Source organism: Agarivorans sp. 1_MG-2023, assembly GCF_030548385.1.
GTDB lineage: Bacteria > Pseudomonadota > Gammaproteobacteria > Enterobacterales > Celerinatantimonadaceae > Agarivorans.
Genome location: NZ_JAUOSJ010000027.1, coordinates 1 through 15,444 on the forward strand (window position 1 = coordinate 1; position 15,444 = coordinate 15,444).

17 protein-coding genes are annotated in these 15,444 nt (G+C 45.5%); 7 read left to right on the plus strand and 10 right to left on the minus strand.

Annotation, left to right across the window (positions count from 1 at the left end):
* Positions 1–323 precede the first annotated feature (323 nt).
* From Q4592_RS21620 to Q4592_RS21635, 4 genes are all read right to left on the minus strand, one after another.
* Entirely contained in the window at positions 324–635 is a 312-nt protein-coding gene (locus Q4592_RS21620; protein ID WP_137672590.1) for a DUF3301 domain-containing protein, read from the minus strand.
* Positions 636–714: 79 nt separating this feature from the next.
* Positions 715–1,134 (minus strand): secondary thiamine-phosphate synthase enzyme YjbQ, encoded by a 420-nt coding sequence (locus Q4592_RS21625; protein ID WP_303516892.1) that lies wholly within the window; start codon positions 1,132–1,134, stop codon positions 715–717.
* Positions 1,135–1,212: 78 nt separating this feature from the next.
* The gene (locus Q4592_RS21630) at positions 1,213–2,796 is read right to left on the minus strand and encodes a GMC family oxidoreductase (RefSeq protein WP_303516894.1); all 1,584 of its coding nucleotides are present in this window, start codon (positions 2,794–2,796) and stop codon (positions 1,213–1,215) included.
* A complete protein-coding gene (locus tag Q4592_RS21635; protein ID WP_303516896.1) occupies positions 2,789–3,319 on the minus strand; it encodes a twin-arginine translocation signal domain-containing protein in 531 nt (176 codons plus the stop codon). Before Q4592_RS21635 ends, Q4592_RS21630 begins: the two co-directional genes overlap by 8 nt.
* Positions 3,320–3,611: 292 nt before the next feature.
* Between Q4592_RS21635 and Q4592_RS21640 the strand changes: the two genes are divergently transcribed.
* Positions 3,612–4,235: a TetR/AcrR family transcriptional regulator gene (locus Q4592_RS21640; protein WP_161985107.1), complete on the plus strand. Its 624-nt coding sequence runs from the start codon at positions 3,612–3,614 to the stop codon at positions 4,233–4,235.
* A 104-nt stretch (positions 4,236–4,339) separates the two neighbouring features.
* Here Q4592_RS21640 and Q4592_RS21645 read toward each other — a convergent pair whose 3' ends face one another.
* Positions 4,340–5,248 (minus strand): LysR substrate-binding domain-containing protein, encoded by a 909-nt coding sequence (locus tag Q4592_RS21645; RefSeq protein ID WP_303516898.1) that lies wholly within the window; start codon positions 5,246–5,248, stop codon positions 4,340–4,342.
* Positions 5,249–5,361: 113 nt separating this feature from the next.
* Between Q4592_RS21645 and Q4592_RS21650 the strand changes: the two genes are divergently transcribed.
* Both Q4592_RS21650 and Q4592_RS21655 read left to right on the plus strand, forming a co-directional pair.
* Positions 5,362–6,243: a DMT family transporter gene (locus Q4592_RS21650; protein ID WP_303516901.1), complete on the plus strand. Its 882-nt coding sequence runs from the start codon at positions 5,362–5,364 to the stop codon at positions 6,241–6,243.
* A gap of 180 nt (positions 6,244–6,423) precedes the next feature.
* Positions 6,424–7,230 (plus strand): ABC transporter substrate-binding protein, encoded by an 807-nt coding sequence (locus tag Q4592_RS21655; RefSeq protein WP_303516902.1) that lies wholly within the window; start codon positions 6,424–6,426, stop codon positions 7,228–7,230.
* Between the two features lie 7 nt (positions 7,231–7,237).
* Here Q4592_RS21655 and Q4592_RS21660 read toward each other — a convergent pair whose 3' ends face one another.
* On the minus strand, positions 7,238–7,549 hold the full coding sequence (locus tag Q4592_RS21660) for a GIY-YIG nuclease family protein (RefSeq protein ID WP_303516904.1): 312 nt from the start codon (positions 7,547–7,549) through the stop codon (positions 7,238–7,240).
* Positions 7,550–7,960: 411 nt separating this feature from the next.
* On the opposite strand from Q4592_RS21660, the gene Q4592_RS21665 reads away from it, so the two are divergent.
* Positions 7,961–8,248 (plus strand): hypothetical protein, encoded by a 288-nt coding sequence (locus Q4592_RS21665; RefSeq protein ID WP_303516906.1) that lies wholly within the window; start codon positions 7,961–7,963, stop codon positions 8,246–8,248.
* Between the two features lie 23 nt (positions 8,249–8,271).
* Here Q4592_RS21665 and Q4592_RS21670 read toward each other — a convergent pair whose 3' ends face one another.
* Together Q4592_RS21670 and Q4592_RS21675 are read right to left on the minus strand one after the other, a co-directional pair.
* On the minus strand, positions 8,272–8,589 hold the full coding sequence (locus tag Q4592_RS21670) for an MGMT family protein (RefSeq protein ID WP_303516908.1): 318 nt from the start codon (positions 8,587–8,589) through the stop codon (positions 8,272–8,274).
* Positions 8,590–8,596: 7 nt separating this feature from the next.
* Positions 8,597–8,998, minus strand: a complete 402-nt coding sequence (locus tag Q4592_RS21675; protein ID WP_303516910.1) for an SMI1/KNR4 family protein — start codon at positions 8,996–8,998, stop codon at positions 8,597–8,599.
* 92 nt (positions 8,999–9,090) lie between these two features.
* Here Q4592_RS21675 and Q4592_RS21680 point away from each other — a divergent pair, with 92 nt between their 5' ends.
* Positions 9,091–9,744, plus strand: coding sequence for an alpha/beta hydrolase (locus Q4592_RS21680; RefSeq protein WP_303516912.1), 654 nt, complete (start codon positions 9,091–9,093; stop codon positions 9,742–9,744).
* Positions 9,745–9,753: 9 nt separating this feature from the next.
* On the opposite strand, the gene Q4592_RS21685 is transcribed toward Q4592_RS21680, so the two are convergent.
* Entirely contained in the window at positions 9,754–10,671 is a 918-nt protein-coding gene (locus Q4592_RS21685; protein ID WP_303516914.1) for a LysR family transcriptional regulator, read from the minus strand.
* A gap of 103 nt (positions 10,672–10,774) precedes the next feature.
* Here Q4592_RS21685 and Q4592_RS21690 point away from each other — a divergent pair, with 103 nt between their 5' ends.
* Positions 10,775–12,118, plus strand: coding sequence for an aspartate aminotransferase family protein (locus Q4592_RS21690; RefSeq protein ID WP_303516916.1), 1,344 nt, complete (start codon positions 10,775–10,777; stop codon positions 12,116–12,118).
* A gap of 24 nt (positions 12,119–12,142) precedes the next feature.
* Positions 12,143–13,633 carry a CoA-acylating methylmalonate-semialdehyde dehydrogenase gene (locus Q4592_RS21695; protein WP_303516918.1) on the plus strand — a complete coding sequence of 497 codons (1,491 nt, stop codon included), beginning with the start codon at positions 12,143–12,145 and terminating at the stop codon, positions 13,631–13,633.
* Between the two features lie 96 nt (positions 13,634–13,729).
* On the opposite strand, the gene pssA is transcribed toward Q4592_RS21695, so the two are convergent.
* Entirely contained in the window at positions 13,730–15,079 is a 1,350-nt protein-coding gene (gene pssA / locus Q4592_RS21700; RefSeq protein ID WP_303516920.1) for a CDP-diacylglycerol--serine O-phosphatidyltransferase, read from the minus strand.
* Positions 15,080–15,444 lie beyond the last annotated feature (365 nt).

Sequence of the window (15,444 nt, forward strand, 5' to 3'; positions counted from 1 at the left end):
ATAATAGAAAAGGGTGTGCTGATATTACCCTAGCTCAACACAGTTGAAAGTCTTTCCACTGCATTCGGTGAAGAGCCACAGGTACACAGTGAAAAAGTGCGCAAACCTTGGAAGCTAAACTAATTCAAAATTTTCTCGTTACCTACTAGCAAAGTCGAGATTCAAAACCATTAGTTTGGGTATGAAAAGAGTCTAGTTTGACTGCGTTTATCGTAAGGAGACGTAACTCGTTTTGGGGCAAAACCAATTTTGCGTAAGCTATCAGATCTAGTCATATCAAGGATATAGAAACTGACAAGTCGCATTCAAACTAATTCAACAAATTAGCCTTGATAAAGGTCGTCCCCTACCTTATAGACCGGCAAATCAAACTTGTACTGGCTGCCGGCCATTATCAATACACCTTGGTAGCGGCTATCACCGGTAGACGAAAACTCGAATTGGTAGAAGCGACACCAGCGCCAGTAACCTGCCATTTTTTGCGGTTTTTCTTGGGTAAAGTTAACTTCAAGTAACTGTAGATCTAAGGTTTGGCACTTTTGCTTAATCAGATGCTGAGCACGTTCTGCGTCTTTTCGGCGTCGCCAAAAGAACATCACAATAAACGTAAAAATGAAGATCGCCAATAAATCCATAGCACCAACTTAAGTAATGAGTATCTTCAAGATATTGGGTCACACGCGCTAATAACAAGTAAGCGTGTTACACCAAGTATTATTCGCCACTAATGGTCGCGATTAACTGGCGGTTGCCACCGTCATTGCGGTGTTCGCCTAAATAAATCCCCTGCCAAATCCCTAAGGCAAACTCCCCTCGGTTCACAGGTAGGGTGATTTGGCTGCCAAGCAAACTGCTTTTGATATGTGCAGGCATGTCGTCGGCACCCTCGTAGGTATGCTGAAAATAAGGCGCGTTCTCGGGAATCATTTTATTGAGATGGGCTTCTAAATCGGCGCGAACAGTAGGGTCGGCGTTTTCATTCAAGCTTAAGCTGGCACTGGTATGCTGCAACAAAAGGTGGCATAAACCCACTTTGAAGTCTTGTAACTCCGGTAACTGTAAAATCAACTCTTCGGTAATTAAATGAAAGCCGCGCGGTCGCGCTTTCAATCTAACCAAACGTTGTAACCACATGAAGCAACACCTATTTTAAGCTTTATTAAAGACTAGCAGTGGCGCGCTAGCTTTGTAAATGCTGGCTCAGCGATAAAGCTATCTACGCAGTGATTTAGCCAATAATTCAGCGTTTCGTAGTGCCATGGCATAAATACTCAGTTGCGGATTAGCCCCTAAACTGGTGGGAAACACCGAACCATCAATCACACTTAAGCCACTTAGCCAGCGATAATTTCCGGCTTCATCAACCGCTGAGTTTTGCTCGTCTCCTCCCATGGCGCAACCACCCATGACATGAGCAGAAGCTAAGCGTGTCGCTAAAGCCTGCATGGGCAACTGTTGGATGAGTTTTTTAGCCTCAACCCAAGAGCTCACCAATTGGCTTTGCTCATGTAAGGGGTAAACCTTTTTTGCACCTGCCGCAAACTGCAGCTCAGCCATGCTTAATAAAGCACGGCGTGCGCCCTGCCACAGGTAATCGCTAATCGAGTAATCTAGCACTGGGCTTCCGTCGTCACGCAGCTGTACTTGGCCACCAACACTATCGTCATGAAAACCATCACGTAATAAAGCAATGGTCACTTGCAGGTGATTAATCTGCTGCATCATCTCACTATGGAATTGGCCAAAGCCAGTTGTTTTGGTTGCCAATAAAATAGGGTGTACCGGTGGCACTTCGAGTTTATAACCACACGCTCCCTCACTGCCGTTTTGCCAAACAAAGTGGTCAGAATATACCGATTGCGGTGCGCCTTGATGGCTCGCCACTACATGCTCAAACAATGCACCACTCATTACACTGGGGTGAAGAAAGGTGCGCTTGCCCACTCGTTGATAAGGGTCGGGCACTTTTGAGCGCAGTAATATAGCTGGTGAGCCAATCGCTCCCGCAGCCAACACCAAGTGTTTAGCCTTAATAGTAAATACCCGCTTAGTGGCTCTTTGGTTCTTGTTTAGAGCGATAAGCTGCGCCCCCACCACTTGGTCATTTTCAATGGTTAGTTGCTGAACCCGAAACCGGCTTAACAAGCTAGCGCCAGCATTTAAAGCCGTTGGAATAGTGGTGACTAACATGGATTGCTTGGCGTTGGTTGGGCAGCCCATCCCGCAATAGCCTAGATCCCAGCACTGTTTTACATTGCGTGGAATGGCTTGATATGACCAGCCTAAGGCATCGCAACCTTTAGCCAGTAAGCTGTTGTTTTGGTTACGCGTCAACCAAGGTTGTATGCCCAACATTTGTTCAGCTTGTTGGAAATAAGGCGCTAGTGATACAGCGTTAATCTGGGTAAAGCCCCAACGTTGCTGCCAATGACTGAGGGTATGCTCTGGGGTACGGAGTGAGGTTGTCCAATTTACCGTGGTAGATCCCCCAACACAGCGCCCCTGAAAAATCCCTATCGCTTTATCTTTGGTTTTTCGAGCTGCCGACTCTTGATAAAGGTCGGGGTAGGCTTGGCGCTCCTGCATCTTAAAGTCTTGGCTACTTTTCAGTGGGCCTTCTTCAACAATGAGCACCTTCAAGCCTGCTTGAGTTAATACTTGAGCAGTAATTCCACCACCCGCACCGCTGCCAACTATCAATACATCGCACTCTAGGCTTTTATCCTGTTGCTGTTCAGCGCCATCAATATGCTGCCAACCCGCCGCTAAGCCTTCAGCAATAATATCCTTAATCATTAAGCAGTCCTTTTGCTTGAGCGGGTAATTGGTAGTTAAGTTGATCCCAAGAGGCCGGATCACCATACCAAGCAGCCATAATCAGTTCATGCAGGCCTTGATAAGCTTGGCGAAGTAACTGCAAATAGTGCCACTGCCATTGCTGCAATATCTGTAATTTTTGTTGCAAGGTGAGCTGGCTAAGCTGACTTGCACCAGCGCTTAATAATAACCAACCGCCTCGTGATTGAAGCAGATCGAGTAGCTGCCTTAACTCAGCCTGAGTATGCGGTTCCAACACTGCAAAAGCATGATCGATGTTAGCAAGAACTTGCTGTAAGGCTGGTTTGTCATCTGCCGCGACGCCACCCTCTAAAAAAGCCGGAATAAGCGCCCAAAAAATTTGCTGATGCTGAGCTGACAAACGCAGACCGGCTTGTGGGGTAAACTGCAGAGGATAATGGGAGAATAGCCAAGACCCTCCACCCACCGTTGCTGCAGTAACAGCGCCATATTGCAACAATTTACGTCTTGTTAGCTTCACCTTGGCTCCTTGCCTTACTTGAAATGTCGACACAAGCAATTAAAATACCCATAGTAACTTATATAGCGTAGCTTAATGAATATGCAAGTTTCCAGTGGTAACTTAATCGAATAGTGACCGACTGATCGCAAGATTGAGTTGAAAACCTGCTTATTCATACAACAAGTTTAGAAGCTCAAGCGCAGTATGCTTTAGCAAAAGCAAGACTTGTAAGCGATCACTCATATGATTAATGGCTTTTCTGGCCATTACTGGCTAAGGTAAAACTATCAATAGCTTAATGAAAAAAACCGTGGATACTGCAATAAAAAAGCGCGCGATTAGCCCTGAACAAAAACAACTTCGTCGGCAGCAAATTTTACACGCTGCCAAGCAAGCCTTGACCGAGCACGGCTATGAGAGCGTGGTATTAAGCCAGCTGGCCAATGACCTGGAATTATCTAAGCCCGCGCTATATCGCTACTTCGCCAACAAAGAAAGCTTATTTATGGCGTTGTACTTGGAAGAGGCCAACCACCTACTGATAGATATTGAGCGCCTATCTAAACAAAGCTTAAAGCCAAGAGTATTAGCCGAAACCATCGCAGCTCAACCCACCTTTTGTTACTTGTCGGCTATTTTGCACACGGTCTTAGAGAAGCAAGAAAACATAGAACAAGCGATTAGTTTCAAACGTGATTTAAAAGCAATGGCAGAACAGCTGTGTGCCTTGTTTATGCATTGGTCGCCACAAGCTAACCAACAACAAGCTATTACTAAAGTTATGTTTCTTTACCAAAGTGTGATTGGTTGCTGGCATACCAGCCACCCTTCGGCCACCATGCAACAGGTTATGCAAAATGACGAGTTTGCCATTTTACGCGTGGACTTTGTGGATAGCCTGAGCTTGTTATTGGTAAAGCTACTCGCAGATTAAACCAACAAGGTAGCCAATTACCTTTTCAAGTCGCAACCTACCAACGACCTCTGCGAGATGGGACCACCCCAAGATAGCACTGCATGCTGGTTGATAAAGTACATTTAGCGCTCTAGTGGGCTAGCCGCCGTTTCAACAAGCCAATCAACCACAGCCCGCAAACCTTGTTCGCGGCTGCGTGCTTGTTTAAAACACAGGTAAAAATCGTAGCCGGTATAAACCGACGAGACTGGCAAATCGACCAATTTGCCTTCGCGAATATCTTTCTCCACCATAAAGTCGCTGACCAGTGCAATCCCTTGACCGGTTTCTGCCGCCTCTAACGCTAATACTTGATGACTAAAGCTATGAAAACCTTGGTTGACTGGCAAAGCAATACCAAGCCCTTTCGACCATACTGCCCAATCACCTCCGGGCTGCTTAGCATCTTCGTCTAAGTCGCAAGAAAGCAGCGGAAAGTTGAGTAAATCTTGTCGCCAATTTTGATGGTCGATTTCTTGGTAGAGACTTGGTGAACACACAGCCACTAAGCGCTCTTTGTGTAACAGTCGGCTCACATAACCAGGAGCTGTGGCCGTAAAGCAAATAAATAAGTCACCGGTTTTGCTGGAAAGCAGCGGTTCTTCGGTCACCATTTGTAGGCGCATATCAATATCGGGATGTCGCGCTCGAAAACTAGGCAACAAAGGCACTAAACGCTTAAGCGCAAACGAACTATAAGAGGTAAGTCGCAGCTGATCGATACCCTCGCCTTTAACTTGTCGAGTAAGATGACTGAGCTCATTGAGAATACGCTCTACTTCTACAAAGTACCCGCGCCCGGTATCGCTCAACTGCAGTTGTCGGCCAACTTTTTCAAACAACGGTTCTGCTAAGTAATCTTCAAGTATGCGCAAGCGGTGGCTCACTGCACTCTGGCTAATCCCTAGTTCGCTGCCAGCTTTAGCCACACTTTGGTTACGAGCAACAGCTTCAAAAGCGACTAAGGCGTTTAATGGTGGAAGTGTTCGCATAAAAATACATTCATTTTTTTCATGTATTTTAAATTATTATCATTTTTTTAATGTTTCACAAGTCTCTACACTGCCTTTTCTATTCAACACTAGCTACAGCATAGGGGGCAAGCATGCGAAACAATTACACTCTTGTCGCCATTGTTATTTTGGTGGTGGCCAACCAAATTGCGGTGCTATCCGATGCGTTAATGAAAATAGCCGGCGAGCAAGCCTCGGTATTCGAGATATTGTTGTACCGTCAACTTTGTACCTTAATGCTGTTGTTACCGCTGTTTTTACTCACGAAGAATAAACTACCTCAAAAGCCGCTGATCCACGTGGTGCGAGGACATTTATGGTTAGCGGGGTCTGGCTGCATGGTTGTGGCATTAATGACCTTGCCGCTAGCCACTGCTAACGCATTGTTTTACGCCGCACCAATTATGATGTTACCGCTAGGCATGTGGCTGCATAAAAGCACCGTTAACCGCACTCAAGTGGTAGCTGCTACTATCGGTTTTATTGGGGTTCTGGTTATTATTAGGCCTACAGAGTTTAACTGGGGCGCAGCGGCGGCTCTTGGCACCGCATTAACACTGGCCTTGAGTAACTTAACCGTGAAATACATTCCTAAGCAGGAATCAGTTGTCACTAGTTTGTTTTGGACCAACGTAATGGTAGTACCTGCCACCTTACTGTTGGCGTGGCCGGAATTACATGGCATTAACTGGGAGTTGGTCACTCTTGCTGGCGGCAGTAGTTTGTTTATTCTGTTTTTGCATGCTGGTTCTGTTGTGGCTTATCGAACCGCCGATGCCAATACTATTGCCAGCGCCGAGTACACCGGCTTAATAGGCGCAGCAGTGGTTGGTTGGGTCAGCTTTAATGAAATGCCTGATGCGCTCACTTGGTTAGGCGCAGCAATGATTGTTTTACCATTAGTGTTAATCGGTAAACGCAGCTTACGTAAACCCAAAAGCAAAGATACCACCGCACCAGTTATAGATAACTAGGCCGAATAGCGAGAGAATGAGCGCTCTCGCTAAACTGAAGTATTTACTGTCAACTTTAGTAGACAGCAAGCTTAGTTTGTTCACTCAATATGCTAAGCCTTTTCAATACAATCCTTTATTAAATCAGCATAATGCACTGTCAAAGTTTGTTGTATTGAGATTTTCCCCAATGCTGTTCGTTTGTTCCATTTACATAAGCTTCCCTTGCTAAAGGTCGCCCTCGCCGTTGTCAGCTTAGTTTTAGCCGGCCTACCTTGGCAACTTCAGGCCAACCAAACTGAACAATTAACGTTTGCTGCAGACCGCTGGTGCCCATTTAACTGTAAACCCAATAGTCGGCTGCCTGGTTATGCGATAGAAATCATTCAGCGCGCTTTTAGCCCTAAATATCAGGTTAACTTTCGCGAAATGCCATGGACACGAGCATTAAGGCATAGTGAGAAAGGGGTTTATCAAGGTGTGATTGGCGCCGTAAATGGTGAAGCCGAGGGTTTTATTTACCCTAGTGAAGCCATTGGCCGCGCGACCCAAGTATTGGTAATGCGCAATGATAGCACTTGGCAATATCAAGGTATTGAATCCTTGGAAGAGCTACGTATTGCTGTCATTGCTAATTATGATTATGGTCCCGCTATCGATAGCTACGTATCAGCGAAGCAGCACAAACGAAACATCATCACCGTACGCAGTGACCAGCCCTTAGTAAAGATGCATAAGCTATTACAAGAAGGGCGAATTGATGGGTACATCGAAGACAAAAGCGTGGCAAGTTATTACAGCCATCAGCAAGGAGATAACCAAAAGATTCGCTTTGCTAAAGAGTTTGAATCAAGTTTGGTATACATCGCTTTTTCACCCAGTAATCCACAAAGTAGAGCTTTGTCCTCTCAGCTCAGTGAGGCAATTATTGCGATGCGCGAAACTGGAGAACTGGAAAAAATATTGGCACGTTACGGCTTAGAAGATTGGCAAAATAGCCCTGAATAAGGCCTATTTACAAAAGGTTTTTCCAATCTAACTTGCCCGCGACCAGCAACTCTTTTTTCGACTTTGAGAGTTGTTTAATAGCATATTCTAAGCGCATTGCTTGCTGCTTAGACGCCATGATCTGTTGAAATACCAAAACCAATGGGCCTTTACCACGCAGCGCTTTAGCTCCTTTTAACCCACTTTGCTGGTGCTCGCTAAAGCGGCGCTCTACATCTGTGGTAACTCCGGTGTAAAGATGCTGGTTTTTGGTACGAATGATATACAAAAACCATGGTTTTACCGTGGGAGTTGATGAGGTTAACGGAAGCTCAGGCAAATCGTGGCTACTTGATCAAAGTTATTCATTGATATGCAGTGTAACTAGCAGAATCTTAGGTTCAAGTTAAAACGGTACCAAGCAACAAGTATAGGCTTTAGCTACGACTTTAGTCTTATTGTAAAACTTCTTTTACAGCTAGGTTCTCCTTGGAATTTTAGGCCTTATTAAAGTTAAATCAGCAACATAACAGTGGTCCACCGTGTAAGCGCAAAATTAACCATTGATTTGAGTATTGGTTGGCCTAAGCTGAGTGCGTCAATGATAAAAACAACAACTAGCTCAAGCTAGAATAAAGTAGCAATAAGCACTTACCAACCGGCTATCAACGACTACCCAGAGATGGTCAAGCCAACAAATAGTGACTCTATTGCTCAGTAGTTTTAAACGATAAATAGAGAGTGGTAGATCATGGTATTACACGATCTTAAAAAGATACGTTTGCTTACTGTTAATGCTAAGCAGTTTTGCAATGTAGATAGTTACCAAGCCAATAAAACTTACGCGACCCGCCAAGTCAGTAACGTTGTCCCCTTTCCCCTATCGGCGATAAAAAACAACAAACTCGCAGTGAAAGAAATCTTTAGTTTAAATACGCAACAGCAAGAAGAACTGCAGCAGCTAAAGCAACTCACGGGCCTGTCTAGTGATTACTTAGAGCACAAGTTAAGCTTGCACTTAGGCGAACAAAAGCAGTAACAGCTAAGCGCGATAGTTTTGAGCTAGTCGCCCAACCAACGGTGTTGAGCGAGAGGCACCTTATTATTGCGAAAAATAATGCCTTCATCTTCTAAACGTTGCCGCTGCGTTTGGTACTGAGGAGAACCCTCTGGAAATGAAATCATGCCCTTGGCATTTATTACTCGATGCCAAGGCAAACTTGAGCCTTTTGGTAAGGTTTTAAGGCAGCGCCCTACCGCTCTAGCCATTCTTGGGTAACCGGCCATTTCGGCTACACCACCATAAGTGGCGACTCGCCCCTCAGGAATATGACCGATCACCAGCCAAAACTTGGCAAGGTACTGCTGCTTCTCATCCATTAGCGACTTAGCTTTGCATCCATACTTCGGTTGCCCAATCCCAAATGGTATCCCATTCAGGAACTAAATCCTCTTGACCCTGCCAGTAACCTATTTCACCTTCTTGACTAATAAAGTAAAAATTATCGCCGTTCTGGCAAATAGGAATAAACTCACGTGGCAAACCCAAATTCCAGGCGGTAGCGGCAACTTCCGGTAAGTAAGTATGTAAATACGGGTCACTAATCGTCACCGGCTCTAAACTTCCAATAGCAACATTACTTACGGTAAGTTGAAAAGCACGTAGGTCACCAGGCATCGGGATTAGAATGAGCTCTTCTACTTCAACTAATTGAGCTTCTGTAGGAAGATCGCTTGGGTAAGCACCCGATTGGTCTGCATCCCTTATTTCATCTATTAGTTCTTGCATGCTTGTCTCTCCGAGGTATTGGCATACAATGCCCGTTGCTTAAATTTTTGCACAGCTTACAGAGAAGATTCTCATTCAGCAAAGGAAACTCGATGCTTGATAATGCTATTACTGTAGAACCACAACAACCGGCGCGCCACTGTGTAATTTGGTTGCACGGATTAGGCGCGGGGCCTGAAGACTTTGTTCCTTTGGCAAAACAACTCAAACTGCCTGCCGATGCCGCAGTACGTTTTATCTTTCCGGCAGCACCGACTCGATCGGTAACGGTAAATGCCGGTTATTTCATGCCCGCCTGGTACGATATTTTAGCCTTTACCCCCGAAAGGCAGATTAACCATTCCCACCTAGATGAGGTAAGCGAACAGATTGAGCAAGTCATTCAGCAACAAGTTACTTTGGGTATTGCTAGCGAGAACATCTTTATTGCTGGCTTCTCCCAAGGCGGTGCCGTTGCCTATCAGTGTGCCTTAAATTACCCAAATAGCTTGGGTGGCTTGTTATGCATGTCTACTTACTTATTAGCAGAAAGCCTGCCCACAACAGCGTTGCAAACTAACACTCCAGTATTAATTCAACATGGTCGCCAAGATGACGTAGTGGCATTAAACCTCGGCCAACAAGCCTTTAACCAGTTGCAAGCTCAACACTATCAAGTGGAATTTCAGCAGTTTGATATGGCTCATAGTGTATCGCCCAGCCAAGTGAAAGCGATTAGCGCCTGGTTAAGTCATCTAATGCGCTAGCAATTGCCCTTACTGAACTCCGTGAGCTTGATTCAAACAATCGATAAAACAGGCTAGAATTCGAGAAGGCTTTGGTGAATGACGCGTTACTGCTAAAAATGGGCAGTGATAAGCAAAATCTTCACCCCCTAATACTCTTATCAAGCCTTGTTCCACAAAGCTCCTAGCGTAATGCTCGGGTAAATAAGCCAAATAGGCGCCCGACAATAGCAAAGTAGCAATCGCTTCTTGATCGTAGGCAGTCGCTTGGCGGCTAAAACCTTTGCGCTGCGAAGTATCCATATTGGGGGAGTGGTGGCCAAGACCTGCATATTTTTGAGCAACTATTTCTGGCGCGCTAATGGTTATATCACTGCGTTTAAATAGAGGATGGTGATAGCCACAATACAGCGCCATTTTCTCATCAAACAAATATTGGTAGTTAAGGCTACTAGATTGTCGCTGACCCGGCACAACTCCAAGCTGATAGCGCCCCTCGATCACTCCACTTTCAATCACTGAAAGAGTTTCTACGTATAAATCTAAGCTAACCTTGGGCGCACGTTGGTCAAACAACTGCAGTGCTTCTGAGATCTTAGCTTGCTGGTTGGTAACGGTTTTATCGAACAGGGCAATGGCCAGCTTGCCCGTCATGTCTTTATGCAAGCTTTGTACATCGGCACGAAACTCATCTAACGCGCCCATTAAGCGTAAGCTAGATTGGTAAACATGCTGTCCCTCAGGGCTGAGCACAAAACCAGCTCGCCCACGCTGGCATAAGGTTACCCCGAGTCGAATCTCTAGGTCTTTCACATGCCGACTAATGGTAGAGCGACCAATATTCAGTTCTACTTCAGCCGCTGAAATGCCGCCGCAATCGGCCACCACTCTAAATACTTTGAGCAAACGTAAATCAATATCGCTTAACTGGCCGAGTATCTTCTGCATTTTGTTTCACCTTTATGAAACTTTAGTTTGAAAGATACACATTTATGAAACGCAACGCGAGTTTTAAGCTAAACCAACAAATGAAGCTTGCTTGGGGATGCAAATGGCAACACTAGAACAAATGGGCATTACGCAAAATCAGCTCGATAGTCATTGGATGGCCTATTCGGGTAATCGCCAGTTCAAACAAGACCCACGCATCATCAAACAAGCCAAAGGCAATTATTACTATGATGCCGATGGCCGAAAAATTTTTGATGGTCTGTCTGGTTTATGGACCTGTGGCTTGGGGCACGGCCGCCAAGAGATTACCGAGGCAATTACTAAGCAAGCCAACCAACTAGATTATTCGCCAGCTTTCCAGTTTGGTCATCCTGCGTCATTCCAACTGGCGGAAAAAATCACTGAGTTTATGCCGGCAGGGCTAAATAGAGTGTTTTTTACTGGCTCGGGTTCAGAATCAGCAGATACCTCACTCAAAATTGCTCGCGCTTATTGGCGAAAGAAGGGTTTAGCCAGTAAAACCAAATTAATTGGCCGTGGTAAGGGTTACCACGGGGTGAATTTTGGCGGTATTTCAGTAGGTGGTATAGGGCCCAATCGCGCTATTTTTGGCGCGGGGGTAGATGCCGCACATATGCGCCATACCGTATTGCCAGAAAATGCCTTTACCAAAGGTCAGCCAGAGAAAGGCGCCGAACTGGCTAATGACCTATTGGATTTAATTGCAGTTCACGATGCCTCTAACATTGCCGCCGTCATTGTAGAACCCATGGCTGGCAGCGCTGGAGTTATTCCTCCACCGCTCGGCTATTTAACGCGTTTGCGTGAGATCTGCGACCAACACCAAATACTGCTTATTTTTGATGAGGTGATATGCGCCTTTGGCCGCTTAGGCTACAAAACCGGGGCCGAAGCGTGTGGCGTAACACCCGACATCATCAACATGGCTAAACAACTGACAAATGGCGTTATTCCCATGGGTGCCGTAGCCTGTAAACAGGAAATTTACGATACCTTTATGGCAGAAGGTGGCCCGGACTATATGTTGGAATTGCCACATGGATATACCTATTCAGCTCACCCCATTGCGTGTGCAGCAGCCTTGACCACTCTAGACTTGTTAGAGAAAGAGCATACGATTGAGCGGGCGCGAGAAATGTCTCCATTACTAGAGCGAGCCGCCCATCAGTTAGCTGGCTTAGAGTTAGTCAGTGATATTCGTAATATGGGTTTAGCAGTAGGGTTAAATCTTGTACACGCACCAGGGGAGCCAGCGCTAAACCCTTATCTAGTCGCACAAGCGATGTGGCAGCAAGGTTTCTACGTACGCTATGGTGCAGACACTCTACAAATTGCGCCTCCGTTTACGGTCACCGCAAACGAAATTGACAGCCTATTTAATGCATTAGGCGACACGATTCAGCACTTATCAGGCCACGCCTAAGCTTTTAAGGAAAAGGAACATAACATGTCTATCATTGGTCACTTAATTAACGGCGAGACACAAACCGAACACAGCCGTTTACAAGATGTATTCAATCCCTCAACCGGTAAAGTTGCTAACCAAGTGGCATTAGCGCCTAAGGCTACTGTAGAACAAGCCATATCGGCTGCTCAAGCCGCTTTTCCTGCCTGGCGAAATACACCTGTCGCTAAACGTGCTCAAATCATGTTTCGCTATAAAAGCTTGCTGGAAGAAAATGCCGAACAAATTTGTGAATTAGTAGGCCAGCAGCATGGCAAGATAGTACACGATGCCATGGGCGAGTTGACTCGCGGTATCGAAAATGTTGAATATGCTTGCTACGCCCCTGAGTTACTGAAAGGCGAACACAGTAAAAACGTGGGAGCGGGCATTGATTCATGGAGTGAATTTCAATCGCTGGGTGTTGTCGCAGGTATTACTCCTTTTAACTTCCCAGTAATGGTGCCGATGTGGATGTTTCCAATGGCGATTATGTGTGGAAATACCTTTGTACTAAAACCATCGGAACGAGATCCGTCAGCCACCTTGTTGATTGCTGAACTATTACATGAGGCGGGTTTGCCCAATGGCGTATTCAACGTAGTAAATGGCGATAAAGAAGCCGTAGACACCCTACTTAGTGATTCACGAGTCGCTGCGGTTAGTTTTGTTGGCTCAACTCCAATTGCCGAATACATTTATGCCACAGCGACCGCCAACGGTAAGCGCTGCCAAGCATTAGGTGGCGCAAAAAACCACGCGATAATTATGCCAGATGCCGATTTGGACAACGCCGTTAACTCACTGCTTGGCGCTGCTTTTGGTTCGTCTGGCGAACGCTGCATGGCATTATCAGTAGCCGTTGCAGTAGGCGATGATACCGCCGACAAACTGATTGCCGGTTTAAGTGATGCCATGCAAAGCCTAAAAGTGGGCGCTTATTCCAATAAAGAAAATGATTTTGGACCACTGATTACCGCGGAGCAACGCGACAAGGTTGCTATGTACATTAGCAGCGCAGAGGCAGACGGCGCCAAAGTGGTGGTTGATGGCCGAAACCCTCAAGTGGCAGGCTATCCCGATGGCTTTTATGTTGGCGGTACCTTAATCGACCACGTAACCAGTGACATGAAAGCCTACCAAGAGGAGATTTTTGGGCCGGTATTATGTGTGGTCCGCGTAGACAGCATGGAACAAGGGATGCAGCTCATTAATCAGCATCAATTTGGCAATGGCACCTGTTTATATACTCGTGATGGCGAAGCCGCACGTTACTTTTCAGACAACATTCAAGTAGGCATGGTAGGGATTAATGTTCCTTTACCTGTACCTGTGTCTTCTCACAGCTTTGGCGGCTGGAAGCGTTCGTTGTTTGGTGATTTACATGCCTATGGACCAGATGCCGTGCGTTTTTATACAAAACGTAAAACCATTACCCAGCGCTGGCCTTCATCTTCGGTGAGGGAAGGCGTTAATTTTTCTTTCCCTAGCTAGCAGAGACTAAACCACTGCGCCTTTGGTTTAAGCTTTAGCTAACTAAACGCATTAAAAAATGCCCAGCTTCAGCTGGGCATTTTTTTAAACTTGATGCTACAAAATTTGTTTTAGTAAACGATCAGCGCGAACTCGAGAGATACGCTTTAACAAACGCTTCACTGGCAGTGGGTATTGATTGAGTTGTTCGAGATCTGACGGCTTATGCACCAAGCTGGTATGGCACAGAATATTATTAAGTTCTTCATCTCTCTTAGCGTGTAGCAAACCGGTGGGGTCATCTAGCAACAAGCCGTTTTCCAAATCGAGGTTCCAAGCTCTTGGGTTCAAATTATTCCCGGTCAGTAAGGTAAACCGCTCATCAACCCAAATCCCCTTCACATGAAAGCTATTTTTCTCATGTGACCAAACATTAATGCTTAGCAAGCCGTTATTGATATAACGCTGCTGGCGCTTTACAAACTTGTTTAAATTACATTCATACAAGTAAGGCAAAGCATGAATGACTTTAAAGCTTTGCTCAGGATCGCTATAAAAATCACTGGCCGTTTTATCGCCAACAATGAGTTTAACCTTTACCCCACGTTTAAGCGCTTTAGTTATTTCCCGAGACAAAGAGCTAGGGGGATTAAAGTAAGGAGTACATATTGTGAGTTGGTGTTGTGCACTCACCACCAACTGGCGAATGGTTTTGTTTAACAGGTTTTGGCGACGCCCCAAACCAAGTAAAGGAGTCACTCCTACTTGGCTCTCGCTGAGGTCCTGCGGATAATAGTTGTATTGTTCTCGTTGCAAAGTGACTCGCAAGCGCCGTATTGCAGGTTTAAGCATTCGGGTACTTAACGGTGTCGCTGTAGACAGACTAGAAACAGCGTCACAATCAATGAGAAATTGATCGACATAATTTACCATTGCGTTAGCTAAACGTTGATTACCTAACAACTGGTAACGATCGGAACGATAGCGCTGCTGTTGCTCAAGATAAATATCGTTGATGCTGGCGCCACTATAAATCACAGTGTCGTCAACAATACTGCCTTTTAGATGAAGAACCCCAAATAACTCTCTATGGCTAACAGGTACGCCAAGCAGCCTTACAGAGCCTGGAAACTTCGCTTCATACTCGCGATACATCGCAGCATTACCTTGAGCGTCTTGTTGCCCAATTAAACCGCGTTGTGCTCTATGCCAATCAACTAATACCACTATTTCCAATTCAGGGCGTTGGCGTTTGGCAGCATAGAGTGCATCCATAACAGAACGGCCAGCTTCATCGTCTTCTAGATAAAGCGCCACAATATAGATACGTGAATCAGCTCGAGCAATTAGCTCCAGTAGTTTTAATCGATATGCTTTAGCGCTCAATAACACCTCATACCGCTCGGGATCTTGAGCTATTTTAGGCAGAGACAGTAAAGAGGCATTACGAGAAAAGCGTGGGGTCATTATTATAAATTCTTGGTTGGTCGCTCTATGCTAAGTTCATTGTAACAAAGGATTTGCAAGGTCACTAAGAAAGCCATCAACAAAGCGTAAAAGTGTCGTCAGTAACGCACTCCTAGGCGCTTAGCATCCAAACTTTCGCATAACGCAGTAGTTTATTTGATGGTTAGTAGTGGTTAGGACAGGTTGTCAATTTAACAATTACACCCTGCTTTAAATCATTTCACTTTCATTCAGGCAATAAAAAACCCCAAAGTCTGACGACTTTGGGGTTAGTTAATTGAGAGCCTAGCGGTGACCTACTTTCACATGGGGAAACCCCACACTATCATCGGCGCAGTTGCGTTTCACTTCTGAGTTCGGCATGG

Coding starts and splice junctions, on each gene's coding strand:
- Q4592_RS21620 (WP_137672590.1), bottom strand. CDS start 635: ATGGATTTATTGGCGATCTTCATTTTTACGTTTATTGTGATGTTCTTT.
- Q4592_RS21625 (WP_303516892.1), bottom strand. CDS start 1,134: ATGTGGTTACAACGTTTGGTTAGATTGAAAGCGCGACCGCGCGGCTTT.
- Q4592_RS21630 (WP_303516894.1), bottom strand. CDS start 2,796: ATGATTAAGGATATTATTGCTGAAGGCTTAGCGGCGGGTTGGCAGCAT.
- Q4592_RS21645 (WP_303516898.1), bottom strand. CDS start 5,248: ATGCGAACACTTCCACCATTAAACGCCTTAGTCGCTTTTGAAGCTGTT.
- Q4592_RS21650 (WP_303516901.1), top strand. CDS start 5,362: ATGCGAAACAATTACACTCTTGTCGCCATTGTTATTTTGGTGGTGGCC.
- Q4592_RS21665 (WP_303516906.1), top strand. CDS start 7,961: ATGGTATTACACGATCTTAAAAAGATACGTTTGCTTACTGTTAATGCT.
- Q4592_RS21670 (WP_303516908.1), bottom strand. CDS start 8,589: ATGGATGAGAAGCAGCAGTACCTTGCCAAGTTTTGGCTGGTGATCGGT.
- Q4592_RS21675 (WP_303516910.1), bottom strand. CDS start 8,998: ATGCAAGAACTAATAGATGAAATAAGGGATGCAGACCAATCGGGTGCT.
- Q4592_RS21680 (WP_303516912.1), top strand. CDS start 9,091: ATGCTTGATAATGCTATTACTGTAGAACCACAACAACCGGCGCGCCAC.
- Q4592_RS21685 (WP_303516914.1), bottom strand. CDS start 10,671: ATGCAGAAGATACTCGGCCAGTTAAGCGATATTGATTTACGTTTGCTC.
- Q4592_RS21690 (WP_303516916.1), top strand. CDS start 10,775: ATGGCAACACTAGAACAAATGGGCATTACGCAAAATCAGCTCGATAGT.
- Q4592_RS21695 (WP_303516918.1), top strand. CDS start 12,143: ATGTCTATCATTGGTCACTTAATTAACGGCGAGACACAAACCGAACAC.
- pssA (WP_303516920.1), bottom strand. CDS start 15,079: ATGACCCCACGCTTTTCTCGTAATGCCTCTTTACTGTCTCTGCCTAAA.